This window comes from Bradyrhizobium sp. C9 (assembly GCF_002532045.1).
GTDB lineage: Bacteria > Pseudomonadota > Alphaproteobacteria > Rhizobiales > Xanthobacteraceae > Bradyrhizobium.
The window spans coordinates 18,573-42,395 of the sequence record NZ_NWTG01000012.1; the positions used below are offsets into that span (position 1 = coordinate 18,573).

The 23,823-nt window shown below is 64.7% G+C and carries 19 protein-coding genes, 1 tRNA gene and 2 riboswitches; of the genes, 5 read left to right on the plus strand and 15 right to left on the minus strand.

The features are described 5' to 3' along the window. The first annotated feature begins 91 nt into the window (after positions 1–91). Complete coding sequence (locus tag CO675_RS22940) at positions 92–2,137, plus strand: methyl-accepting chemotaxis protein (RefSeq protein ID WP_097674134.1); 2,046 nt, start codon at positions 92–94, stop codon at positions 2,135–2,137. On the opposite strand, the gene CO675_RS22945 is transcribed toward CO675_RS22940, so the two are convergent. From CO675_RS22945 to CO675_RS22995, 11 genes are all read right to left on the minus strand, one after another. After that, complete coding sequence (locus CO675_RS22945; protein WP_097674135.1) at positions 2,138–2,815, minus strand: esterase/lipase family protein; 678 nt, start codon at positions 2,813–2,815, stop codon at positions 2,138–2,140. Continuing rightward, positions 2,812–3,702 carry a crotonase/enoyl-CoA hydratase family protein gene (locus tag CO675_RS22950; RefSeq protein ID WP_097674136.1) on the minus strand — a complete coding sequence of 297 codons (891 nt, stop codon included), beginning with the start codon at positions 3,700–3,702 and terminating at the stop codon, positions 2,812–2,814. The genes CO675_RS22945 and CO675_RS22950 overlap by 4 nt, the downstream gene beginning before the upstream one ends. Positions 3,703–3,837: 135 nt before the next feature. Next, entirely contained in the window at positions 3,838–5,256 is a 1,419-nt protein-coding gene (locus CO675_RS22955; RefSeq protein ID WP_097674137.1) for an amidase, read from the minus strand. Then, entirely contained in the window at positions 5,249–6,421 is a 1,173-nt protein-coding gene (locus tag CO675_RS22960; protein WP_097674138.1) for a M20 aminoacylase family protein, read from the minus strand. The genes CO675_RS22955 and CO675_RS22960 overlap by 8 nt, the downstream gene beginning before the upstream one ends. Before the next feature lie 6 nt (positions 6,422–6,427). Beyond that, a complete protein-coding gene (locus CO675_RS22965; RefSeq protein WP_097674139.1) occupies positions 6,428–7,948 on the minus strand; it encodes a M81 family metallopeptidase in 1,521 nt (506 codons plus the stop codon). Positions 7,949–8,188: 240 nt separating this feature from the next. Further along, positions 8,189–9,838: an ABC transporter ATP-binding protein gene (locus CO675_RS22970; RefSeq protein ID WP_097674140.1), complete on the minus strand. Its 1,650-nt coding sequence runs from the start codon at positions 9,836–9,838 to the stop codon at positions 8,189–8,191. A gap of 147 nt (positions 9,839–9,985) precedes the next feature. Continuing rightward, positions 9,986–10,873, minus strand: a complete 888-nt coding sequence (locus tag CO675_RS22975; protein ID WP_097674141.1) for an ABC transporter permease — start codon at positions 10,871–10,873, stop codon at positions 9,986–9,988. Positions 10,874–10,876: 3 nt separating this feature from the next. Beyond that, the gene (locus CO675_RS22980; protein WP_097674142.1) at positions 10,877–11,818 is read right to left on the minus strand and encodes an ABC transporter permease; all 942 of its coding nucleotides are present in this window, start codon (positions 11,816–11,818) and stop codon (positions 10,877–10,879) included. Positions 11,819–12,081: 263 nt separating this feature from the next. After that, on the minus strand, positions 12,082–13,398 hold the full coding sequence (locus CO675_RS22985; RefSeq protein ID WP_097674143.1) for an ArgE/DapE family deacylase: 1,317 nt from the start codon (positions 13,396–13,398) through the stop codon (positions 12,082–12,084). Between the two features lie 126 nt (positions 13,399–13,524). Then, entirely contained in the window at positions 13,525–14,832 is a 1,308-nt protein-coding gene (locus tag CO675_RS22990) for a D-amino acid dehydrogenase (protein ID WP_097674144.1), read from the minus strand. A gap of 68 nt (positions 14,833–14,900) precedes the next feature. Continuing rightward, positions 14,901–15,015: riboswitch (glycine riboswitch) on the minus strand. 3 nt (positions 15,016–15,018) lie between these two features. Further along, positions 15,019–15,124, minus strand: a riboswitch (glycine riboswitch). A 92-nt stretch (positions 15,125–15,216) separates the two neighbouring features. Continuing rightward, on the minus strand, positions 15,217–16,347 hold the full coding sequence (locus CO675_RS22995) for a M20/M25/M40 family metallo-hydrolase (protein ID WP_097674145.1): 1,131 nt from the start codon (positions 16,345–16,347) through the stop codon (positions 15,217–15,219). 269 nt (positions 16,348–16,616) lie between these two features. Here CO675_RS22995 and CO675_RS23000 point away from each other — a divergent pair, with 269 nt between their 5' ends. Further along, on the plus strand, positions 16,617–18,236 hold the full coding sequence (locus CO675_RS23000; RefSeq protein ID WP_097674146.1) for an ABC transporter substrate-binding protein: 1,620 nt from the start codon (positions 16,617–16,619) through the stop codon (positions 18,234–18,236). An 80-nt stretch (positions 18,237–18,316) separates the two neighbouring features. On the opposite strand, the gene CO675_RS23005 is transcribed toward CO675_RS23000, so the two are convergent. Then, positions 18,317–18,631 (minus strand): hypothetical protein, encoded by a 315-nt coding sequence (locus tag CO675_RS23005; protein ID WP_097674147.1) that lies wholly within the window; start codon positions 18,629–18,631, stop codon positions 18,317–18,319. A gap of 280 nt (positions 18,632–18,911) precedes the next feature. Here CO675_RS23005 and CO675_RS23010 point away from each other — a divergent pair, with 280 nt between their 5' ends. Beyond that, entirely contained in the window at positions 18,912–19,199 is a 288-nt protein-coding gene (locus tag CO675_RS23010) for a PilZ domain-containing protein (RefSeq protein ID WP_502693397.1), read from the plus strand. A gap of 119 nt (positions 19,200–19,318) precedes the next feature. Further along, entirely contained in the window at positions 19,319–21,250 is a 1,932-nt protein-coding gene (locus tag CO675_RS23015; protein WP_097674149.1) for a phospholipase D-like domain-containing protein, read from the plus strand. An 18-nt stretch (positions 21,251–21,268) separates the two neighbouring features. Here the strand turns inward: CO675_RS23015 and CO675_RS23020 are convergent. Then, positions 21,269–21,355 (minus strand) — tRNA-Leu (locus tag CO675_RS23020). Between the two features lie 224 nt (positions 21,356–21,579). Between CO675_RS23020 and CO675_RS23025 the strand changes: the two genes are divergently transcribed. Continuing rightward, positions 21,580–22,014, plus strand: coding sequence for a twin-arginine translocation pathway signal (locus CO675_RS23025; protein ID WP_097674150.1), 435 nt, complete (start codon positions 21,580–21,582; stop codon positions 22,012–22,014). A 148-nt stretch (positions 22,015–22,162) separates the two neighbouring features. Here CO675_RS23025 and CO675_RS23030 read toward each other — a convergent pair whose 3' ends face one another. Both CO675_RS23030 and CO675_RS23035 read right to left on the minus strand, forming a co-directional pair. Further along, positions 22,163–23,365: an FAD-dependent monooxygenase gene (locus CO675_RS23030; protein ID WP_097674151.1), complete on the minus strand. Its 1,203-nt coding sequence runs from the start codon at positions 23,363–23,365 to the stop codon at positions 22,163–22,165. A 7-nt stretch (positions 23,366–23,372) separates the two neighbouring features. Then, positions 23,373–23,618 carry a zinc-finger domain-containing protein gene (locus CO675_RS23035; protein WP_018272338.1) on the minus strand — a complete coding sequence of 82 codons (246 nt, stop codon included), beginning with the start codon at positions 23,616–23,618 and terminating at the stop codon, positions 23,373–23,375. Between the last annotated feature and the right edge of the window lie 205 nt (positions 23,619–23,823).

Here is a 23,823-nt window from a genome sequence, read left to right on the forward strand (position 1 = left end):
TCTGCGCAGCGCCTGCCCAAAACTTCGGCGGCGCTGCCGCAGGGCTTTTTTACCAATCGAATGTAGGCATGATCCAACCCGGGGTTGAGTCATGCTGAAGAACACCAGGATACTTTATCGCATTGCCTTTTCCGCCTTGCTGCCGCTGATCGCGTTCGCAGCGCTGGCAATCTACGACATCTCGGCGAAATGGTCGGTTCGCTCTGACATCGCCCGCATGCAGCCGATTGCCGAGGGCGTCGGCAAGCTCAGCCGGCTGGTGCATGAACTGCAGCGCGAGCGCGGCCTGTCGTCGGCCTATCTCGGCAGCAAGGGCGCGCAGATGCGAAGCGAGCTCGGCGAGCAGCGCAAGCGCACCGAAGCAGAACGGTCGGTCGCCATGTCGGTGCTCGCGGACCTGAAGCAGTCGGGAGCCGCGGAACTCGCCGCCACCGCGCAAGCTGCCCAGGACGGTCTCGGTCAGCTCGACCAGCGCCGCGCCGACATCGATGGGCTTGCGATCGCGCCGCCGGCAGCCGTCGGCTATCTCACCGATACGATCGGCCGGCTGATTACGGTCATCACCGGCATTGCGAAGCTCAGCAGCGACGACGAGATTTCGAAATCCATTGCCGCCTACGCCAATTTGATCGAGGGCAAGGAGCGCGCCGGGCAGGAGCGTGCCGCCGTCGCCGGTGGCATCGCAACGGGCCGCTTCGACCCACAGCTCTATGTGCGCGCGGTGGGCCTTGCAGCGGCCCAGGAGAGCTTCTTCAGCGCGTTCCGTTCAGCGGCATCGCGCGAGGCGCGTGAGCTGTTCGCCCGCGCGATCTCGGGTGGCGCTATCGATACCTTCAACGCCATGCGCAAGACGGTGGAGCAGGGCGGGCTCGCCGGCGACTTCAAGTCGCTCGACAGCAAGTCCTGGTTCGACGCCGCAACTGTCCGGATCGACATGCTCAAGACGGTTGAGGACGGCCTTGCCGCTGAATTGTCGCGCCTGATGGCCGACAAGAAGGCGGAGGCGACCGTGAGTCTCGGTATCGTCGCCGGCATCATGCTGCTGGCGTTGCTCGCGGGGACGCTTGCGGTGCTGGCGATGGCGCGCAGCATCACGATGCCGATCAACACCCTGGTCTCGAACATGACCGGGCTGGCGGAGGGGCATCTCGGTCTCGAGGTCGGCGCCACCGATCGTGGCGACGAGATCGGCGTGATGGCGCGGACGGTGCAGTTCTTCAAGGAAAGCATGCTCCGCTCGGCCGAACTCGCCGCTAAGGATAGCGAGGCCGTCAACCAGCGGGCGGCCCGCGTTGCGCGCGTCGGCGACCTCACCAACCGGTTCCACGACGACATCGGCGCGGTCATCGGGGCCGTGATATCGGCCTCGGCACAGCTCGAAGCGACGGCTGCGCTGATGAGCGGGAGTGCCGGCAAGACCAGCGAGCAGGCTGCCAACGTCGCCGAAGCGACGCGCGCGGCGTCGAGCAACATGCAGACGGTGGCCGCCGCGACCGAGGAATTATCGGGCTCGGTCGGCGAGATCGGACGCCAGGTGACGCAGTCGGCGCAAATCGCGCGGCGGGCGGCGGCCGACGGGCGGCGCACCAATGAGACGGTGCAAGGGCTCTCCGCCGCCGCGGAGAAGATCGGCGATGTCGTCAAACTGATCAGTGAGATCGCGAGCCAGACCAATCTGCTGGCGCTCAATGCCACGATCGAGGCGGCGCGCGCCGGCGACGCGGGCCGTGGCTTTGCCGTGGTCGCCGCCGAGGTGAAGACGCTCGCCGAACAGACCGCCAAGGCGACCGACGATATCCGGACGCAGATCGGCGCCATCCAGGCGACGTCGGGCGATGTCGTGATTGCGATCCGCGGCATGACCGTCACGATCGACGAGATCAACGAGATCGCCTCGTCGATCGCCAGCGCCGTCGAGCAGCAGGGCGCGGCGACCCAGGAGATCGCGCGCAACGTTCAGCACGCGGCGAAGGGAACCGGCGATATCTCGGCCAACATCGGGGCGGTCACCGGCGCGGCGGAGGAATCCGGCGCCGCGGCCAGCGAGGTGCTCGGCGCTTCTGAAGAGCTGTCGCGCCAGTCGGAGCGCATGCGCAGCCAGGTCGAAAGCTTCATCGGCAGCATCAAGGCCGCCTGATCAACGCAGCCTTGCGAACCGTCCATCCCGCAGGAACGTGATGGTCTGCGCGATCGCCTCGCGGTTGCGCACCAGCCAGGGATGCGAGGTGCGGATCACGATGTGATCGGCCATGCCGTCGAGCCTTGTGTTGGCGACCGACACCCGGCCGTCATGCGGCCGCGGCAGTCCCATCGACGTAATCGGATAGACCGAGCGGTTGCCGGCGATGATGCCGGCCTCATAATCGATCGCCGGCAGCAATGCGCTGGTCGCGGCATCGCGGCGGGTGACGAGCTGCTGGCCGGCCGGGCCGAAGAAGGCGCGATAGGCGGCGAGGTGTTTCAGGCGGTCGGCGATCTCGCTGCCGCCGTTCGGCGTGCCCAGCATCACGACGCGGCCGAGCCGCGCGGGGCGATGTCGTGCGAGGTAGACGCGAGCCAGGAGACCGCCCATCGAATGGCAGACGAAGTGCACGGAGCCGTCGAGGCCCTGCGCGAAGCGATCGAGTGAGGGGTGGATGTCCTCCGCCAGCGCGTCGAGCCCCTTGCGCCGGCTGTCATAGTCGAGATTGAGGGTGGCAAAACCGGCATCCCTGAGCGCCAGCTCCATCCTGCGAAACGAGCGCGCCGTCCTGCTGATGCCATGCAGCAGGACGACGCCGTCGGGCGTGGACGCGGCGGGACGCCGTTCGCTCACTTATAGTCGCGCTCTTGCCACCACGGGAAATAGTCGGGCATGTCCGACGACACCTTGTTTTTGAACTGCGCGGGACGCTTTTCCAGGAACGACACCACGCCTTCCTTGACGTCCTCGGAGCGGCCGCGGGAATAGATGCCGCGGCTGTCGACCTTGTGCGCTTCCATCGGATCGTCGGCGCCCATCATGCGCCACATCATCTGGCGGATCAGAGCCACCGAGACCGGCGCGGTCTTGGCCGCGAATTCCTTGGCGAGCGCGCGGGCGGTCGGCAGCAGATCGGCGGGCGGCACCACCTTGCTGACGAGCCGGCCGGCGAGCGCTTCCTGCGCCGGGAAGACGCGGCCCGAGTAGCACCATTCCAGCGCCTGCGAGATGCCGACGATACGCGGCAGGAACCAGCTCGAGGCGGCCTCCGGCACGATGCCGCGCTGGGAGAACACGAAGCCGAAGCGTGCGGCTTCGGAGGCGATGCGGATGTCCATCGCAAGCTGCATGGTGACGCCGATGCCGACCGCCGGGCCGTTCACCGCGGCGATCACAGGCTTCAGGCACTTGAAGATTCGCAGCGTCACCTGGCCGCCGCCGTCGCGCACCTGCGGATCGCTGTAGTCGACGCTGCCGTCGGCATTGCGCTTGACCGGACCGCGCCGCGCATCGCGGTCGAAGGTGTTGGCGCCGGAGGAGAGGTCGGCGCCGGCGCAGAAGCCGCGGCCTTCGCCGGTCACGATGATGGCCCTGACGTCATCGTCCTTGTCGGCTTTGTCGAACGCGTCGATCAGCTCCTGCTGCATCGTGGCGTTGAAGGCGTTGAGCTTGTCGGGCCGGTTCAGCGTGATGGTCAGGATCTGCTCGGCGACCTCGTACTTGATCGTCTCATACGCCATGGGGATGATTTCCTCTCGGTTTTCTTGAATGAACGGCGCTGGCGCGCGTCGCCATTCAGTTAACCCGGCAATCATCCCTTGTGAAGAAGAGGGATGCGCGGCGTGGTTCCGCGCATCCTGACTTGCGTTGAGGCGCTAAGTCTTCGGAGGCGCAGGCCACGGCTTCTGCGCGCCGCGCAGGCCTTCGAACGCCTTGCCCATGCCGAGCACACCGATGTCGTCGAAGCGGCGGCCGATGATCTGGACGCCGATCGGAAAGCTCTTCTTGTCGTAGCCGCCGTTGATCGACAGCGCGGGGTTCTCCGACATATTCCACGGCACGGTAAAGCAGACGTGCTCGAACGGTTTTGCGGGGTCGTTGAGCGGTGCGGCGAACTCCGCCGGGAAGTTCACGACCGGCGACACCGGCGAGATCACGTAGTCGACCTCGCAGAACAGCTTTGCGGCGGCCGCGCGGATCGCCATCGTCTGGTTGAAGCCGCGCACCACATCGACGCCGGAGAGCTTTGCGCCGGCCTCGGCCCAGTTGAGGATGTAGGGCAGGGTCTTGCTGCGGTCGGCCTGCGACAGCTTCGACAGTTCATCCCAGGTCCGTGCACGCCAGAAATTGTCGAGCCCCTCGAGCATCTCGGGCGTCAGGATGCCGTCGATCTCGGTGATGACGGCGCCGGCGGATTCGAACGCCTTCGCCGCCTTGACGACGACCTCGCGGACGTCCTTCTCGACCTTCTGGCCGGATCCGGCATCGAGCATCAGCCCGATGCGCAGCTTGCGCGGTGACTTCTCCAGCGCCCTCCAGTTCACCTCGAGTGCCGGCAGGCTCATGCCGTCGCGGCGATCAGGGCGCGACAATACGCTCATCATCAGCGCAGCGTCGTCGACTGTGCGGGTCATCGGACCGGCGACGCGGCCGACATAGGGCGGGTCGATCGGCACGCGGCCGAGGCTCGGCTTCAGGGCGACGAGGCCGCACCAGGAGGCCGGCAGCCGCACCGAGCCGCCGATGTCGGTGCCGAGATGCAGCGGGCCATAACCGGCAGCACCGGCCGCGCCTGCGCCTGCGCTCGAGCCGCCGGGGTTCTTGCTGACATCCCAGGGATTGCGGGTGAGGGGGTGGAATGACGACAGCCCCGACGACAGCATGCCGTAATCCGGCATCGTGGTCTTGGAGAAGATCACGCAGCCGGCTTCGCGCAGCCGCGCAGCGGGCGGTGCATCCTTCTCGGCGGGCGCAAGCTTGACGCTCGCCGCACCCAGCGGCACTGGCTGGCCCTTGGTCGCGACGTTGTCCTTGATGGTGACGGGAACGCCGTCGAGCGTGCCGACCGGCTCGCTCTGCTGCCAACGCTCGGTCGCGGCCTTCGCGACCTTCCGCGCGCCTTCGGGGTCATACAGATACAGCGCCTTGATGTGCGGCTCCCAGCTCGCGACCTGGGAGATGATTTCCTCGAGCACCTCTGAAGGCGAGAACTGCTTTGCACGGTAGCCGGCGAGCAGGTCGACGGCCGAGAGATCGTGCAGCGACGTGATGGCGTCCCCTTTCGGCTTATGCATGCGCACCTGCCGGCATACGTTTCTCGATGATGCGGGCGAACATGCTGGCGCCGATCGGCAGGATCTTGTCGTCGAGAACGTAACCAGGATTGTGTACGGGCACCGAACCGTCATGGCCGACCCAGAAATACGCACCGGGAATGGCCTGCATCATGTCGGCGAAATCCTCGCTGCCCATCTTGGGCGTCGAGCGGGTGATCACCTTGGCCGGATCGACCACAGTGCGCGCGACTTCCTCGACCACGCGGGACTGCTCTTCCTGATTTACCAGCACGCTGAAGCCGTCGCGGATCTCGACCGAGATTTCGGCGCCATAGGCTACAGCAAAGCCGGCGGCGATTTCGCGCATGCGCTTGCGGATCAGCTCACGGATCTCGTCGGAGAAGCAGCGCACCGTGCCGCACATCCAGGCTTCGCCGGGAATGACGTTGTACGCCGACCCGGAATGGATCTGCGTGATCGACAGCACCGCAGCCTGCAGCGGATCGACGTTGCGGCTGACGATCGACTGCAACGCTTGTCCGAGCGTCATTGCGATCACGACCGCGTCCTTGGAGCGCTCCGGCATCGCGCCATGCGCGCCGTAGCCTTGGATCTTGATGTCGAAGAAGTCGGCTGCCGCCATTGCCGGGCCCGGCAGGATCGCGATCTCGCCATGGTTGAGGTCGGGCGCATTGTGCAGGCCGTAGACCTCGTCGCAGGGGAACTGCTTGAACAGGCCGTCCTTGATCATGGCGCGCGCGCCGCCGAGACCTTCCTCGGCCGGCTGGAAGATGAAATGCACGGTGCCGTCGAAATTGCGGGTCTCGGCGAGATAGCGCGCCGTGCCGAGCAGCATCGTGGTGTGGCCGTCATGTCCGCAGCCATGGAAGCGGCCGGGGATGGTGGAGCGCCACTTCAGATTGGTGTTCTCTTCCATCGGCAGCGCGTCCATGTCGGCGCGCAGGCCGATCTTCTTGCTGCCGTTGCCTTTGCCCTTGAGCACGCCGACCACGCCGGTGCCGCCGAGGCCGCGATGCACCTCGATGCCCCAGCTCGTGAGCTTGTCGGCCACGATGCCTGACGTGCGGACCTCCTCGAAGCCGATCTCGGGATGCGCATGCAGATCCCGTCTGATGGCGGTGAGTTCGTCGGCAAAACTGTCGATGCGCTCAATGGTCGGCATGGCTCTCTATCCGTTTGTGCGTGATGGGGAGGAGGGGGTGAAAGTGGGGCCGTTAGGCTTGATACGAATGCCGGGACGCAAATGTTTCCACGGCAGTGTGGCGGTGTCGGCCGGCATTGCGCCGGGCGCGGCGCAGATCAGCAGTTTCTCCGCAATCGGCTCGAAATCGGCGCGGAAATGCACCGAACTCTTGTTGACCAGGATCTTCTGCGCGGTCGGCTCGATGCCGACATAGCGGTACATCGACTGGTCGGCAAGCTGGGCCTTGTAGGAGCCGACGACGACGCGGACGTCGCCGACCCGCAGGCAGGCCGAGGGCCCCATGTCCATGTCGCGGCCGCCGTAGAATGGCCCAGGCGCGACAAACCTGCCGTCCGAGAGTTTTTCGACGACGAAGGTCTCGCGGTACGGCGCGTCGCCGGCGATGCCGGATTTGCCGCCGAGATCGAGCGTGACGGTAGCGCCGACACCGGCTTCGTGCGCTGCCTTCGCCGACTGCGGGTCGAAGATCACGCCGGTCGCGGCGCTGGCCTTGTTGCGCACCAGCGCCCGCAGCATGCCTGTGGTGTCGGACGTGCCGCCAGCGCCGGGATTGTCCTGGGTGTCGGCGATCACGATCGGCCTTGTCGCCGACGCTGCCAGTTCCATCGCCAACCGCACGCCGTCGTCGGGCGAATAGATACGGCCGTCGAAATCGTTTTCATGGCCCTCGACCAATGCGACGAGCCGGTCGGCGGCCGCGTCGGCATCGGCCTGCGTCCGGGCATAGGTAAACACGCTCGGGCCGCAGTCCCTGAAGTCGGCAGCCGGGAAGCCGAACGCAAACGACAGCGTCGGTACCGCGTCGCTCTCAAGCGACGCAAGCTGCTGATAGATGTTCTTCGCCGGCTGGTCGTTGGTGCATTGCCAGCTGATCGGGATCAGGAACGGCAGCTGCCGGAACGCCTTTGCCAGTCGTTCACCGGACTTGAGCAGCAAGGCCAGATGCCTGGCGCAGGCCCGGCCGGTGTCGGCCATGTCGACATGCGGGTAGGTGCGGTAGGCGATCAGCGCATCGGCATGCGCGATCATTTCGGGCGAGACGTTCGCGTGGAGGTCGAGGCTCGCGACCAGCGGCACGTCCGGACCGATCGCCTTGCGGACGCGGGCAAGGATTTCGCCTTCGCCGTCGTCGAGGTGCTCGGTCACCATCGCGCCGTGCAGATCGAGATAGACGCCGTCGACCGGACGGGCCGCGGCAATGCCGTCGACCATCTCCGTCACGATGCGCTCGAAGGCATCTTTCGTGACATGGGCTGACGGAGTCGCGCCGGCCGCGACCGTCGGAGCGAGCTCCCAGCCGTTGGCTTCCGCCGCCTCGACAAAGCCGGCGAGGCCGGCATTGATCTTGCGCATCACCCTGAGCACGTCGCTGCCGTGCGTCATCGACGGCCAGCCGCCGCCGTGCACGAAGTCGTCATAGGTTGCCTTCGTCGGTGCGAAGGTGTTGGTCTCGTGCAGGAAGCCGCCAACGGCAATGCGGGTCATCAAGTTGGTCTCGATACTTTTCTTCGGTCGTGATGCGATCGGAACGGTTCGCGCCACGATCTCGTTGGTTTGAGCGTGTTCTTTCGGGAAGACCGGCGTCCACCTTCCAGGCCATGCCCTAGCGCGCGACGTTAAGCGTGTCGTCGCGCCAAGCGCAAGCCGGGGAGCACCTCCGGATTTGCATGCCCTATGGGCGTATTGAAAGGCCCAAGGGTACGTCGCGAGGTTAAGTCTAAAGACCTAGGCCGTTGCCACGAGGCCTTCCGAAACCGGGCGGAAATTCGCAAAATCCCAGCCGCGCCCGGGTGCTGCTTCGAGCAGCGCACGGGTATAGGCCTGTTGCGGATTGGTCAGCACCTCGGCCGCCGGCCCCTGTTCCACGACGCGGCCATGCTGCATCACGGCGACGTCGTCGCAGATTTGTGCGGCGACGCGCAAATCGTGCGTGATGAACAACAGCGCGATGCCGAGCCGCCGCTGGATTTCGTCAAGCAGGTTGAGAACCTGCGCCTGCACCGAGACGTCGAGCGCGGACACTGCCTCATCTGCCACCAGCACGTCGGGATCGAGCGCCAGCGCGCGCGCGATCGCAATGCGCTGGCGCTGACCGCCGGAGAACTGGTGCGGATAGCGCGAGATCGCGTCGGGCGGCAGGTGCACGAGTTCGAGCAGCTCGCGGGCCCGCGCCAGCGCATCCTTGCGCGGCATGCCGTAGTTGATCGGGCCTTCCGCGATGCTCTCGCCGACGGTGACGCGCGGATTGAGCGAGCGATAGGGGTCCTGGAAAATGATCTGGATCTTCTGCCGATGCGGCTGCAGCAGCCGGCGCGACAGGTCGGAGATTTCGCGGCCGGCGAGCCGCACTCCGCCCGAGGTCGGATCGATCAAGCGGACGATGCAGCGTGCGACCGTCGACTTGCCGGAGCCGCTTTCGCCGACGATGCCGAGCGTGCGGCCCTTGCGCAGCGTAAGCGTGACGTTACTGGCGGCGGCGACCTCGCGGGCCTTGCCGTACAGCGACCGCTCCCGGTAGATCTTGCTGAGCTCGTTGGCTTCCAGCACCACGGGCTCGGTGGTGTCCGGGCGCGGCGCGCGCGGCACGAGGCTCGGCACCGCGGACAGCAGGTTGCGGGTGTACTCCATCGTCGGGTTGCGCAGCACATCTTGCAGCGGGCCGGTCTCGACCAGCCGGCCGTGCCGCATCACCGCGACGCGGTCGGCGATCTCGGCCACCACGCCCATGTCGTGGGTAATGAACAGGACAGCGGTGCCGTGATCGCGCTGCAGGTCGCGGATCAGGGTGAGGATCTGCTTCTGGGTGGTGACGTCGAGCGCGGTGGTCGGCTCGTCCGCAATCAGGAGCTTCGGTTCCAGCACCAACGCCATCGCGATCATGATGCGCTGGCGCTGTCCGCCGGAGAGGCGGTGCGGATAGGAGGAAAAGATGCGCTCCACATCGGGCAGCCGCACATGCTCCATCATCGCCAGGATCTTCTGACGCCGTGCGCGGGAGTCGAGATCGGTATGGGCGCGCAGCACCTCGTCGATCTGACGGCCGACCGGCACCACCGGATTGAGGGCGGTCATCGGCTCCTGGAAGATCATCGCCATCCGTGTCGCGCGCAATTGCCGCAGCCGCCGATCGGTCGCGGTGAGCAGTTCCTCGCCGACCAGTTTGACGCTGCCGCCCGATGGCACCAGCGTGCCCTTCTGCAGCAATCCCATCACGGTGAGCGAGGTCACCGACTTGCCCGAGCCGCTTTCGCCGACCAGGCAGAGCGTCTCGCCCTCGCGCACCTGCAACGAGAGGTCGTCGATGATGCGGTGCGCGTCCGTCTTGCGGCCGAGGCCGACGACGAGATTGTTGATGTCGAGGACGACGTTGGTCATGTCAGGGTCTCGTATTGCGAGGGGGCACGATGGGTCCGTCACCGTCATTCCGGGATGGTGTGCAGGCACCAGACCCGGAATCTCGAGATCCCGGGTTCGGTGCTTCGCACCGCCCCGGGATGATGGCTTCAATTGGCATTGAAGCCATCACTTGCCCTCACGCTGTTTCATGCGGGGATCGAGCGCGTCGCGCGCGGCGTCGCCGATCAGGTTGACGCTGAGAATGGCGATCGAGAGCAGCAGCCCCGGCCAGAAGATCAGCGACGGCTTGACCTGGAAATAGGCACGGCCCTCGGCCATGATGTTGCCCCAGGTCGGCGTCTCCGGCGAGATGCCGGCGCCGAGGAACGACAGGATCGCCTCGGTCAGGATCGCGGATGCGCAGACGTAAGTGCCTTGCACGATCAACGGCGCGATCGTGTTCGGCATCAAATGCCGCCACATGATCTTCGGCAGGCTCGAGCCGAGCGAGATCGCGGCCTCGACATAGGGCTCCTCGCGCGCGGTCAGCACCACCGAGCGCACCAGCCGCGCCACGCGCGGGATCTCGGGAATCGTGATTGCGATCATCACGGTCCAGATGCTGGCGCCCGACAGCGACACCACGGCGATCGCGAGCAGGATGGCGGGGATCGCCATCAAGCCGTCCATCACGCGCATCATCACCGCGTCGACCCAGCGGAAGAAGCCGGCAACGAGGCCGATCAGCAGCCCGATGGCGATCGAGCACACGGCAGCGCCGAGGCCGATCAAGAGCGAGATCCGTGCGCCATAGATGACGCGTGACAGCAGGTCGCGTCCGTAAGCGTCGGTGCCGAGCAGATATTGCGCGCTCGACGGCTTCAGCCGCTGCGACGGCGTCAGCAAGAGTGGATCATGAGGCGCAAGGAGCGGCGCGAAGATCGCCATCAGGATGATCAGGACGAGGCAGATCGTCGCAATCGCGATGATCGGCGTCGACGCCAGGAAGCCGAACTTGACGCGGAACGGCCGGGTGACGGGGATGGAGGATTCGGGAAGGGTTTCGATCGCCATTGCTCAGTACCGGATGCGAGGATCGAGCAGGGTGTAGGCGAGGTCGATCAAGAGATTGACCGCGACATAGATACCCGATGTCAGGAGGATCATGGCCTGGATCACCGGATAATCGCGTGCCAGCACCGCATCGACCGTGAGGCGGCCGATGCCGGGCAGGTTGAACACGCTCTCGGTGACGACGACGCCCGAGATCAGCAGCGCGAAGCCGGAGCCGATCACGGTGATGACCGGAACCGCGGCGTTGCGCAGCGCATGGCGTAGCAGTACGCCGCTCTCGCCGATGCCCTTGGCGCGCGCGGTGCGCACGTAGTCCTCACCCAGCACGTCGAGCATCGAGGCCCGTGTCATGCGCGCGATCAACGCGACGTAGATGAAGGAGAGGGTGCAGGTCGGCAGGATGATGCGTTCGAAGAACGGACCGAAACCGGCCGAGATGCTCTTGAAGCCCTGCACCGGCACCCAGCGCAGATCGATCGCAAACACCTGGATCAGCACATAGCCGATCACGAACACCGGCACCGAGAAGCCGAGTACCGACAGCCCCATCACGAAGCGATCGATCCAGGTGCCGTGTTTCCACGCCGCGATCACGCCGAGCGGCACCGCCACCAGGATCGAAAGGATGATGGTGGCGAGCGCGACCGAAATCGAAGGCTCGAGGCGCGGACCGATCATCTCGAGGATCGGCTTGTTCGAGATCAGGGAGACGCCGAGGTCGCCGTGCAGCAGTTTGGCGACCCAGGTATAGAACTGGATGTAGATCGGCTCGTTGAGACCGAGCGAGGTGCGGATCCGGTCGAGCTGTTCCGGTGTCGCATTGTCGCCGGCAAGAATTGCGGCCGGGTCACCCGGCGTCAGCCGCAGCAACAGAAACACGAACAGTGCCACCACGCCCATCACGGGAACGGCGGCGAGGATACGGCGGAGGAGATAGCCGATCATCGCTGCTATCTCCTGCCGTCAAATGGTGAGAAGCGAAGGCTGGGCCGCATCATACTCATGGTGTCCCCGTGATGTGTCTCATGCGCTTCTGCGTCTTGTCTCAAGGCTAGCGCGAACGTGATGAATTTGCAGGCAAATACTGTGCCAATGGCGACGTCATATCAAGGCGCAGTTCAGGCCGTCGGCGGCCTCCTTTGGTCTGAAGTTGCTATTTCGAATTGCACATGTCGCCATGCGCCACCGACCTGAAACGACAAGTCCATTCACGCTTTCACCACGCCGCACCAATTGGCGACGAACAGTGCGATGCTCTGCGTTGTCTTGCGAAGGCTGTCGAGCTCGACACGTTCGTTGAACGCATGCGGGCCGATACCGTACGGACCATAGCAAAGGGCAGGGATGCCGTAATCGACGCAATAATAGCGGGTGTCGTTGACGGCCGTCGACAGGCGCTCCTGCATTGGCGCCTGGAAGATGGAATGATGGGCGGCCGACAAAGCTGCTTCCGCTTCGCTGCCGGGTTCGCACACCGCGGCGTCCGCCTGAAAACCACTCCATACCAGCTCGGCCGGATTGTCGGAGAGGAAGTCGTCGGCCTTGTGCGCTTCGGTCAGGCATTCCTCGATGCCACGCATCGCCTGCTGCGGTGTTTCGCCCGGCAGGAGACCGAGCCGGCAATCCAGCTCGCACCACGCCGCGGTCGAACTCGCCCAATCGCCGCCCTTGATGATCCCGACGTTGAACTTGATCGGGTTCTTCACGCCGCGGAACCAGCTGTTGTCGAGCGCCCTGGCATTGAGCGCCTTGGTGTAATCCTGGAACGCGCGCACCAGGTGCATCGCCGACAGGATGGCGCTGGTACCGGCCTCGGAATAGGCGACATGCACCGGCGTGCCGCGAACGCGCAGGCGAAACCAGACGGCGCCGACCTGGGCGCGCGTCAGTGTGTGTCCGGTCGGCTCCGGAATCAGGCAGGCGTCGGCGCGATAGCCGCGCATCAAGGTCGACAGCGCGCCGTTTCCGGTGCTCTCTTCCTCAGTCACGGTCTGCAGATGGACGCGCCCGCCCGGGGCATAGCCGGCGTCTCTGATAGCATCGAGCGCGAAGATCATGGCCGAGACGCCGGCCTTCATGTCCTGCGCGCCACGCCCGAACATCCAGCCGTCGTGCACGGCGCCCGAGAACGGCGGCTGCTCCCAAAGGTCGGCGGGCCCCTCCGGCACCACGTCGATATGACCTTGCAGGATCAGGCTGCGTCCGCTGCCTTTGCTGTTCAGCGTCGCAACAACCTGCTGCGATCCGGCAAGATCGATGCCGTCCATCGGTGCAGCCTTCGGATGACTCATCAGATTGACGTCGGCAAGGCTGAACGTATCGACGTCGTAGCGGCGCTTTGCGAATTGCTCGGCGAGCCAACGTTGTTGCGGCGCTTCCTGTCCGCGCAGGCTGCGGAACTGCACCATGCGCGACAGGAACGCGATCTGATCGTCGAAGTTTCGATCGACGGCCGCGCACAGTTCTGCGGCAATCTGATCCGGCTTGGTCAACGTCGCGCGCGTGCCCGCCACCCCAATTTGCATTGTCCCCTCCCGCGCTGAAGCGCTTTTCCCCATTGTGACGCTAGTCGTTGTCATGCGGTGTTTCTCTGCGAATTCCGACTTGGCCACACGCAAATACGCTCATAATCTTCCTCGTCGACCGGATAATTAGGGGAAAGCTGCGCGGGCGGTCTCGGTCGCATCAACCTGCGACGGCACCATTGAGGGCGTGTCGAGATCGCGCCAGTCATCGATCGCGCCTGCCACCATCTGCGCCGTCGCAGCCGACAGCGTCCAGCCGAGATGACCGTGGCCGGTGTTGTAGAACACGCCTGGAATCCGGCCGGCGCGAACCACCGGCATCATGTTCGGCATCATCGGCCGCAGGCCCGCCCACGGCACGACCTTCGAGGTGTCGACGCCGGGGAAGTGCTGCCGCACCCAATCCACCAGCGGCTGGATGCGGTCGGCGCGAATGTCGAGGTTGAAGCCGTTGAACTCGGCCGTGCCGGCGACGCGGAAGCGGTCGGCGCCAAGCCGGCTGGTGACGATCTTCGCGGCTTCATCGAGCAGGCTGACGGTCGGCGCAGCGTCCCGGCTCTGCTGTGCTTCGAGCTGCACGGTGATCGAATAGCCCTTCACCGGATAGACGTTGACGCGATCGTTGAGCAGGCCGGCGAAGTGGCGGCTCGCCACACCGGCGCAGATCACGATGCCGTCGGCCTGCAACTCGTGTCGCGTTGCGACCACAGCATCGTGCGAAGCGGCATCGGTCCAACCGATGCGGAAGCCGTCGCCGTCGCGCGCGATCGCATCGACATCGGCTTCGTGGACGAAGCTCGCGCCGCGGCGGCTACAGGCGTCGGCCAGCCCGCGTGTGAACTTGTGGATGTCGCCGGTCGCGTCCGACGGCGTGAAGAAGCCGCCATAGCAGGTCGTCTGCAGCGCGGGTTCGATGCTGCGGATTTCGTCCGCCGTCACCGGCCGGCGGTCGAGCCCGCCTTGCTGCAGCAGCGTGTTGACGCGCAGGCCCGCCTCGAAGCCGGCCTTGTCGTGATAGACGTGCAGGATGCCGCGGCGTTCGAGATCGAAGGCGATGTTCTCGCGCTGGGCGATCGAGAACAGATGCTTGCGCGCTTCGATTGCGAGCCGCGTGGTCTCGATGGTGTTGCTGCGATAGCGGCCGATGTTGCCGACGAACTCGCCGATCCAGGAATATTTGTGCCAGCTCGGCTTCGGATTCATCAGCAGCGGCGCGTCGCTTCGAAGCATCCAGCGCAGCCCCTTGAGGATGGTCGCGGCGCTGTTCCACACCTCCGCGTTGCTGGCCGAAAGCTGTCCGCCGTTGGCGAATGAGGTTTCCATCGCGGCGTAGCGATGCCTGTCGAGGACAGTCACCCGGTAGCCGCGTTCGAGCAAGGCATAGGCCGTCGTCACGCCGGTGATGCCGGCGCCAATGATTGCGATGTGAGGCATGGTGGTCTTCAGGCTCCCGTGGGTTAGAGTCGCCGAACCACCGGTGAATCCGGCAGTTTCGACGCCCCATCTGTCACGGTACCTGAGAGCTTGATCCGCATCGGGCCTCGGCCCGATAGCAGACTATCCCCTTCGGTGGACGTCATGGCCGTTTCCATTTGGCCATGCCGTCTCTCTCCAGATCGTCCTGACGATACAGTCCTTTTGCCTGAGAGTTTCCGGGGCGGTTGCTCCGTCGGCGCCGAAGCAACAACACGAATGTTGTCGCTTCGATCTCTCCCGCATCGTCGCGTTGGACGGCCGGACCGTAGGCGAAGCCAAAAAATTGGACAAGGCTAAATTTCGGTCCGGCAGTGCCAACGTGTTGTGCAGTGCAAATCGACCTTAATCGAGCGTCGCCAGCAGTGCCGCCATCAGGCGGCCGCGCTCGGCGAGGCTGTCGACTTCGATATGTTCGTTCAAGGTGTGCGCGTCGGCGCCCCGTACGCCGAGGCCATCGAGGGTGGGGATACCCATCGCGCCGGTGAAGTTGCCGTCAGAGCCGCCGCCGGCGCTGCCGTGCGGCAAATCAAGACCCATATCGGCGGCGAGGCGCTTTGCCTTTTCATAGAGCGCCATGGTGCCCGCATCCGGCTCCCACACCGGGCGCGTGACGCCGCGCGTCACCTTGAATGTCACGTCATTTGCCGTGCCCGACAGCGCCAGCATGCGCTCGACGCCGCGGTCGAGATCGGCCTGGCGCTTGGCCATGCTGAGCGCTTCGCCGGTGCAGGTCGTTGCGACGCAATTGACCCATTGGCCGCCATGCACGATGCCGACCGAGAAGGTGCAGTCCTCGGTGGTCATGCCGTCGATGGCTATGATTTGCCGGGCCATTTCGCGGATCGCGGAACGGCCGGAGGACAGCGTCGCGCCGGCATGGCTCGGCTTGCCGACAGCTTCCAGATTGAAGCGCGCGATGGCGTAGCGGCCGGTGACGACGCCGTTGTTCGGCCGGCCGGGCTCCGGCACCAGCACGTATTTGTTGCGTGCGGCTTCCGCCTCGATGATGTCGCGCGTCGACGGCGTGCCGACCTCTTCATCGGGCGTGAACAGCACCGTGATCGGCAGCGGCGTGGTAAAGGACGCGCGCGCCAACTGCCGGATCGCCTCGATCGACAGATAGTTGCCGCCCTTCATGTCGAAGATGCCGGGCCCGAAGCACTTGTTGCCTTCGCGCCGCCACGCCAGCTTTTCGATGGTGCCAACCGGGTGCACGGTGTCCAGATGGCCGGCGATCAGGATGCCGGGCTGACCTTGTTTCGGATGGGGAAAACGGGCGCGGACGCAGCCGGCAAAGCCCTGGCGTCCGGCGATGCGTTCGATCGTCGCACCCATCACCGCCATCTCGCGCGCGGCGAGGTCGAGCATGCGCTCGACCGCGGCCGCATCCCATGTCGGGCTCTCGCATTCCACCCAGCTGCGCAGCCCCTGCAGCATCGCTTCGGAATCAAAAGGAAGATTGGCGGGGTTCATGTCTTTTCTCTCTTGTTGTTTGTTCGCGCCGATACGCGTTCGCGGGCCGTACGAAAAGCTCGGAAGGCGCGTTTGTAAAGTCAAATGCGCTGCACCCGCCGCTCATTCGTTCGTATACGTTTGATCCTGCCGGAAACCGATTGACGCGCATTGCGCTTGATGCAAGTCTCGATTTCACAAGCCATACAGCATGTTAGTTCGCCTAAATAACGAACCGCATGCATAACGAATAAGCCGGCTTTGACCAGTTACACGTCAGGAGAAATTGCATGTTGCCTATCTCGCGTTGGAAGCACCGCACGCTAGCGGCTGCGTTGACGGCGCTCGCGTTGTCGTTCGCGCCGCAGGAATTGTCGTTTGCACCGCAGGCCATGGCCGCGGGCAAGACCATCACCGCGGTGATGCATTCGGATCTGCGCGTCATCGATCCGATCCTGACCACGGCGTACATCACGCGAGACCATGGCTACATGGTTTTCGACACGCTGGTGGCGACCGACTCCAACTTCAAGATCCAGCCGCAGATGGCCGACTGGAAGATATCCGACGACAAGCTCACTTACACGTTCACGCTGCGCGACGGCCTGAAGTGGCACGATGGAACGCCGGTGACTGCCGAAGACTGCGTCGCCTCGCTGAAGCGCTGGGCCAAGGTCGACGGCATGGGCCAGAAGCTGATGGACTTCACGGCGAGCCTGGAGGCTACCGATGCGAAGACCATCACGCTGAAGCTGAAGGAGCCCTACGGCCTGGTGCTGGATTCGATCGGCAAGCCGTCGTCGCGCGTTGCCTTCATGATGCCGAAGCGGCTGGCCGAAACCCCGCCGGACAAGCCGATCCCGGAGCAGATCGGTTCGGGCCCGTTCAAATTCGTTCAGGCCGAATTCCAGCCTGGCGTGAAGGCGGTCTATGTCAAGAACACGGACTACGTGCCGCGCAAGGAGCCGGCGAGCTGGACCGCGGGCGGCAAGGTCGTGAAGGTTGACCGCGTCGAGTGGGTCACGATGGCCGACGCGCAGACGGCGATGAACGCACTGCAGTCCGGCGACATCGATTTCCTGGAGAACCCGTCGTTCGACACGCTGTCGATCCTGGAGAGCGACAAGGACCTCAAGGTCGAGACGCTGAACAAGTTCGGCTTCCAGACGCTGGGCCGCATGAACTTCCTCTATCCGCCGTTCGACAACATCAAGGTTCGCCAGGCGGCGCTGATGGCCATCAACCAGAAGCAGGTGCTCGACGCGCTGGTCGGCAATCCCAAGTATTACAAGACCTGCGTCGCCTTCTTCATCTGCGATACGCCGTTCGCATCCGAGGTCGGCGGCGAGACGTTGTTGAAGGGCGGCGACATGGCGGCGGCCAAGAAGGCGCTTGCCGAGTCGGGTTATGACGGCACGCCCGTCGTCATCATGGCGCCCGGCGACGTCACGACGCTCAAGGCGCAGCCGGTCGTTGTCGCCCAGCAATTGCGCGATGCCGGCTTCAAGGTCGACCTGCAGGCTACCGACTGGCAGACCGTGGTGACCCGCCGCGCCAGCCAGAAAGCGCCGAAGGATGGCGGCTGGAACATGTTCTTCACCAACTGGGTCAGTGCCGACGTCTCCAACCCGATCTCCAACCTCTCGATTGGCGGCCAGGGCAAGAATGGCGGATGGTTCGGCTGGGCCGACGATCCGAAGATCGAAAAGCTGAAGGACGCCTTCGTTCGCGCGCCGTCGCTCGACGAGCAGAAGAAGATCGCGGCCGATATCCAGAAGGAAGCCTACGAGCAGGTCATCTACATTCCTCTCGGTCAGTATCAGGGTCCGAGCGCCTGGCGGAAGTCGCTGTCCGGCGTGCTGGACGGTCCGGCGACGCCGATCTTCTGGAATATCGACAAGTCCGAGTAAGTTTGCAGCTTGACGTAATACGAATGGCCGGGACCCGTCCCGGCCATTTTCGTTTGGCGCCGTCTGCGCGACGGCGTTCGCTAATTGCCGCGGCCCGATTTCGCGTTGCTCGTGCTCGAAAGGCTCGAGAGCTGGGTCTGTCCGACACCGGCGCCGTTGATCCAGACCATCGCGCCCGCCGCGAACGCCAGCAATCCGCACGCTACGATGGCGCTGCGAATCCATCGCCGGTAGACCGCGCGCTCGTCGGGCGTCGCATCGCGGAATCTCTGCGCATTGAGCCCGTTGCTGCAGTGAGCCGCGTCGTCGCCGTGCTCGGGGACAGAAGCGTCATGATCAGGCGCGCCGACAATCGGATTGCGACCGGCAATCCGATTGCTGTTCGCAATCGTCATCGCCTATCTCCAACTCATTGAGTTCGAAATGTGAAGGCCGCGAAATGTGCGGCCGGATTTTTTCCAACGGGTCAGGATTACCACGCGCGCCGATCGCGGCGTGTGAACCGCGCCACAGCCGGAAGACACGATCAGGTGATGCGAGCTCGTGATGGCGCGGGTACCGGCCCAGCCGGCCGGGACTCCCTGGCATGCCAATCGGCTGGAGGCCGTCTTAAGGTTCCCGTCAGTATTGCGTCGTAACCTGACGGCCAGTCTGTGTACCACCCGCGATGGGCCCATGGCCGACGACCATAGCAGGCCCGCACCGGCCAGCGCGCAACAGCCAATGCCGACCGAGCACCGCCGTGCCGGCACCCGCCGCCGCGTCCTCAAGTCGGGAGCGATCGAATTCGGCAATGAAGCGATTGCGTGCACGGTTCGCAATCTCTCGCCTCAGGGCGCCTGCATCGAAGTCAACTCGCCGCTGTGGTTTCCCGACCGCTTCACTCTCGCCGTCGACGGCCAGCGTTGGCCATGCCGCATCGCATGGAAGAAGCAGAAGCGGCTGGGACTGGCGTTCGAGTAAGGCTTGATGCCCGGCACGCCGTGCCGATTTGCACAGACAGTTGTCGTCCATTTCACAAACTACCCAGGGTTAGCGGCGTATTGTCCTGCGGGCCGATACCCAGCCTCGGGGAAATTGTGATGACCATCAACGTCAAGGCCTACGCGAACGCCGACGATATCCTGATCGCCTGGCAGCCGGACACCTGGTCCAACGACTGGGTTGGATTCCAGCTCGAGCGGCGCAACAACATCACGCAGCAGACGATCGTGCTGTCCAACCGCATTCCGCCGAAGCCCGGCGAGAAGCCGGTCGCGGACGCCGGCATCTCCTCGACGCAATCGCCGTTCCGGCGCTGCATCTGGACCGATCACAGCGTCGTCGATACCGACAACGTCTCGTATCGCGTCACCGCGATGAAGAGCGGCGCGAACGGGACGTTCACGCCCGATGCCGCCTCGGTGTCGGCCTGGACGACGCCGGCGGTCGCTTCGGGCGATGCGGGCGGCGGCCTGTCGGCCTATTTCAACCGCGGCACCCTGATGTCCCAGATCGTCAGCCGTTTCGTGAAAGGCGATACGTCCGACGACGCGCTGCGCAATTTCGTCAAGGGCCTGTCCGACCCGACCAACCAGGCGCGGCGCTACCTTTCAGGCGACGCCCTGCACGAGATCCTGGCCTTCCTGCACGATGCCGATCTCCGCGGCAGCCAGGTCCATGCCGCGATCTACGAGATGAATGACGAGGAGCTGGTCGCCGCGTTGAAGCCGTTCGGCAGCCGCGGCAACGTCCTGCTCGGCAACGGCAGTGCGACCAAGCCGAACATCGCGGGCGAGCTCAGCGGCGCCGGCCTGACGGTCAAGCATCGAGATCTGTCGAATGCGGGCAGGTCGTCGCCCAGCGTCCACAACAAGTTCGTGGTCGAGAGCGACGCGCATGGCAACGCCATCCGCGTGCTGACCGGCAGCACCAACTGGACCACCACCGGGCTGTGCACGCAGCTCAACAACGTGCTGATCATCGAGAATGCGGTGATCGCCAAGCGCTATCTCGATCAGTGGGGCAAGCTGGTCGCCGCGGGCAACGCCATGCCGCCCGCGCTGAAGACGTCGAATTCCACTCCGACCAGCGACAGCAACATTTCGGTCTACTTCGCCGCCACCAACGGCGCGGCAGAGTTCAAGCCGGTGCTGGACCTGATCAAGAACGCCAAGGACGGCGCGCTGTTTCTGATGTTCATGCCGGGTCAATCGCCGCTGCTGGATGCGCTGTTGGACCGCGCACAGCAGAACGACATCTATGTCCGCGGCGTGGTGTCGACCATGATGCCCAGCAAGAACGGCAACATCGTTTCGGTCGGCGGGCAGGTCGTCAAGTCGGGCGCGCCGCAGCAATCCTTTCATGACGACGTCCAGCTGCCGCATGGCGTGAGCGCGACCAACGAACCCTCATGGGCCGACGTCGAGTTCAGCGTCCAGCAGATCCGCAACGCGGGGATGATCGCGATCGTTCACTCCAAGACCATCGTGGTCGATCCGTTCTCTGACAATTGCGCCGTCATCACCGGATCGCACAATTTCTCGGTCGCGGCCTCCGAGAAGAACGACGAGAACCTCGTGATCATCCGCGGCAACAAGCAGCTCGCCCAGGCCTATGCGCTGCACATCAACGGCGTCTACGACCACTATTCCTGGCGCGGCTATCTCGGCAGCGGCGGCAATCCGGATCAGATCTATTCGCTCGACGGCTGGAAGCCGGGCGGCGGCAAGGAGCAGGAGCTGGATTTCTGGATGGAGGAGCCGGTGCCGCCACGCCCGACGGGCAGCGGAGGCGGTGGCGGCGCGGCGCAACAGGCCAGCGCGGCTGGTGCGGCTTCGAAGAAGCAAGCCGCCAAGAAGGCGCCCAAGAAAGCTGCGAAGAAAGCTGCGAAGAAATCGCCCAAGAAAGCCGCCAAGAAGTCAGCCAAGAAATCATCCAAGACATCGGCGAAGAAGGCGAAGGCCAAGAAGCCGGCAAAGGCCGCAAAGGCAAAGAAAGCCAAGGCCAGGACGACGAAGAAGGCCAAGAAGTAGCAGCAGCGCGCAGCAGGCTGGTGCGGGCGGTGGGACTCGAACCCACATGACGTTGCCGTCGAGGGATTTTAAGTCCCTTGCGTCTACCAATTCCGCCACGTCCGCATTGCGCCAGGCGCGCCGATTACTAGCGCGTTTGCCGGCGGAGTGGAATTGTCATTATCCGCTGCTAACAGGTGCGGTTTCAAAGGCTTAAGGCGCGGCCTGCAATTCCATTTGCTTCGGCGGCCGAGCATTGGGATAAGCAGCGCGCTGCCGCGATTGAGCCTCAATCCGGACACCGGCGGCTGCTTTAGGCAATCTCAACACTGTCGGACTAAGAAAGCTGAATGTCTTTTCGTTTCCCACGCCGCCCAAATCTGTCGCGCGCGGCAGTCATCGTTGCGCTGCTCGCCTCGGCTGCGGGCGTTTCCGGCTGCGCGCAGATCGGCGACAGCGTGCCGTCGGCATTCGCCGATCCCGCAAAGTACGATCTGTATGATTGCAAGCAGCTCGAGACCGAGCGCAAGAATCTCGCGTCTCGCGCGACGGACCAGGAAAAGTTGATGGCCAAGGCGGAGACCGGCGTCGGCGGTACCGTGGTCTCGGAAATGGTTTATCGCAACGAGCTGATCTCAATCCATTCCCAGCAGAGGCTGGCGGATCAGGCCTGGCGCGCCAACAAGTGCCATGAGAGCCCGCCGGACACGCCTGTGGTGGCCGCACCTGCGGCGCCTGCTCCGGGGATAAAGGGTCCGCGCGCGCCGCGAGGCCTCGTTCACTAAGTCGACGTTTCCGGAAGAACCGGTTGCTGTGCGCGCAGGCGCGCGGGGCTAGAGCTTCGGTTCTGATTGATTCAGAACCGAAGTTCTAGATTCTTGTTTTGACGCGTTTTCTTCAAGCGAACCGGTGTCCACTTCGCTCGAAAACGCTCTAGGCGCGCCAGTCGTAGATCCAGTCCTGCCGCACCAGCATGCGCTGCGGACCGATGGCGCGGATCGCAAGATCGCGCGCGATCGCCAGGGGGCCGCTCAAATGATAGATGCGGCCCTGCTGTCGCGCCATGCGCTGCACCTTCAGCACGCGGCCGCGCCGCATCTCGGCGTAGCGCTTCAACGCGGCGGGAATGCCTGCGGTGTTTTCGCCGGTGCAGTCGGCCAACGCCTTGGCGAGCACGGCCGCATCCTCGATCGCCATGCCGGCGCCTTGCGCGGCAAACGGCAGCATCGCATGCGCGGCGTCGCCGAGCAGCGTCACCGCGCCTTCGCTCCAGCGGCCGATGTCGGGCAGGGTGAACAGCGCCCATTTGCGCCAGCCATCGACCGCGCCGATCAGCATCCGCGCCGTGGCGGGCCAGCGCGCGGTGGCGAACGCGCCCTTAATCTCGTTGGCATCGCCGGGTGCGCTCCAACCCGGCCGGTTCCAGGTGCCTGACACGATCGCGACCACGTTGACCTGGCGTCCGGCCGAGATCGGATAGGCCACGAGGTGCGCGTCCGGCCCCATCCACAGCTGCACGCGCGGTGCGGTGTATTCGCGCGGCAGGGCGGTCGCGTCGAGCGTGCCGCGCCAGGCGATCAGGCCAGAGAATTGCGGCTGTACATCCGGAAACAAATGTCCGCGGACCGTCGACCAGATGCCGTCGGCGCCGATCAGCGCAACCGCCAATTCCTCCTGCCGTGCGTTGCCGCGGCGCTGCACCACCGTCAGGCCCTTGGCGTGCTTGGTCACGTCCTCAAACTGGCAGCCGAGCCGCAGGTCGATATCGGGATGCTCGTTGACGGCGGCCTGCAACGCAGCCTGCAGATCGGCGCGGTGGATCACCCAATAGGGGGCGCCGGCGCGGAACTCGGCGGCGTGGCCGAGCGGCATCCGCGCGATCTCGCCGCCGGCCCGCGCGCTCATGATGTTGACGGAGTCCGGCGTGACCGCGCGGCGCGCGAGCGGTTCCTTGAGCCCGAGCTCGACCAGGATCCGGCTGGCATTGGGAGAGAGCTGGATGCCGGCGCCGGCTTCCTCGAGCCGCTCGGCCTTCTCCAGCACGACGACGCGAAAGCCCTGTGCCGCCAGGGTCAGCGATGCCGTCAGTCCTCCGATCCCGGCGCCGGCAACGATGACGGTTCGCGTCAGCGCCACGGAACGGTCAGGCGACCTTGTCTTTCAGCACGCATTCCGGCGGCCGGGCTTCGCCGGCGGCGAGGTCGGACGCGAAGCGATAGAGCGTCGAGCAGTACGGGCAGATGATCTCGTTGTCGTTGCCAAGGTCGAGGAACACGTGCGGATGGTCGAACGGAGGGTTGGCGCCCACGCACATGAACTCCTGCGACCCGATCTCGATCACCGAGACACCGGCATCGTTATGGAAGTGCGGGACGACGTGGTCGGACATATTCTCACCTTGGTAGCAACGATGGGCAGACGCAATCAACTGCATGCGGCATCGCGAAATGCCGCGCACCATACTGGCGGGAACAGTTGATTCCTAGAGCCCCGATGGCTCATTTGCTCATGCAAATTCGACACAATCTTGTCGTCCCAGAGAAGCCCTTCTTTGGTCGGAGCCGTTGTGTCGCAAAAACGGCACACTATTTCCA

Bases quoted from the DNA above. Each gene is read 5' to 3' on its own strand.
- CO675_RS22965 (WP_097674139.1), bottom strand. From the start codon at position 7,948: ATGACCCGCATTGCCGTTGGCGGCTTCCTGCACGAGACCAACACCTTC.
- CO675_RS22995 (WP_097674145.1), bottom strand. From the start codon at position 16,347: ATGAACCCCGCCAATCTTCCTTTTGATTCCGAAGCGATGCTGCAGGGG.
- CO675_RS22990 (WP_097674144.1), bottom strand. From the start codon at position 14,832: ATGCCTCACATCGCAATCATTGGCGCCGGCATCACCGGCGTGACGACG.
- CO675_RS23025 (WP_097674150.1), top strand. From the start codon at position 21,580: ATGTCTTTTCGTTTCCCACGCCGCCCAAATCTGTCGCGCGCGGCAGTC.
- CO675_RS22975 (WP_097674141.1), bottom strand. From the start codon at position 10,873: ATGGCGATCGAAACCCTTCCCGAATCCTCCATCCCCGTCACCCGGCCG.
- CO675_RS22985 (WP_097674143.1), bottom strand. From the start codon at position 13,398: ATGCAAATTGGGGTGGCGGGCACGCGCGCGACGTTGACCAAGCCGGAT.
- CO675_RS23000 (WP_097674146.1), top strand. From the start codon at position 16,617: ATGTTGCCTATCTCGCGTTGGAAGCACCGCACGCTAGCGGCTGCGTTG.
- CO675_RS22980 (WP_097674142.1), bottom strand. From the start codon at position 11,818: ATGATCGGCTATCTCCTCCGCCGTATCCTCGCCGCCGTTCCCGTGATG.
- CO675_RS22950 (WP_097674136.1), bottom strand. From the start codon at position 3,702: ATGGCGTATGAGACGATCAAGTACGAGGTCGCCGAGCAGATCCTGACC.
- CO675_RS22940 (WP_097674134.1), top strand. From the start codon at position 92: ATGCTGAAGAACACCAGGATACTTTATCGCATTGCCTTTTCCGCCTTG.
- CO675_RS22970 (WP_097674140.1), bottom strand. From the start codon at position 9,838: ATGACCAACGTCGTCCTCGACATCAACAATCTCGTCGTCGGCCTCGGC.
- CO675_RS22955 (WP_097674137.1), bottom strand. From the start codon at position 5,256: ATGCATAAGCCGAAAGGGGACGCCATCACGTCGCTGCACGATCTCTCG.
- CO675_RS23010 (WP_502693397.1), top strand. From the start codon at position 18,912: ATGGCCGACGACCATAGCAGGCCCGCACCGGCCAGCGCGCAACAGCCA.
- CO675_RS23005 (WP_097674147.1), bottom strand. From the start codon at position 18,631: ATGACGATTGCGAACAGCAATCGGATTGCCGGTCGCAATCCGATTGTC.
- CO675_RS23015 (WP_097674149.1), top strand. From the start codon at position 19,319: ATGACCATCAACGTCAAGGCCTACGCGAACGCCGACGATATCCTGATC.
- CO675_RS23035 (WP_018272338.1), bottom strand. From the start codon at position 23,618: ATGTCCGACCACGTCGTCCCGCACTTCCATAACGATGCCGGTGTCTCG.
- CO675_RS22960 (WP_097674138.1), bottom strand. From the start codon at position 6,421: ATGCCGACCATTGAGCGCATCGACAGTTTTGCCGACGAACTCACCGCC.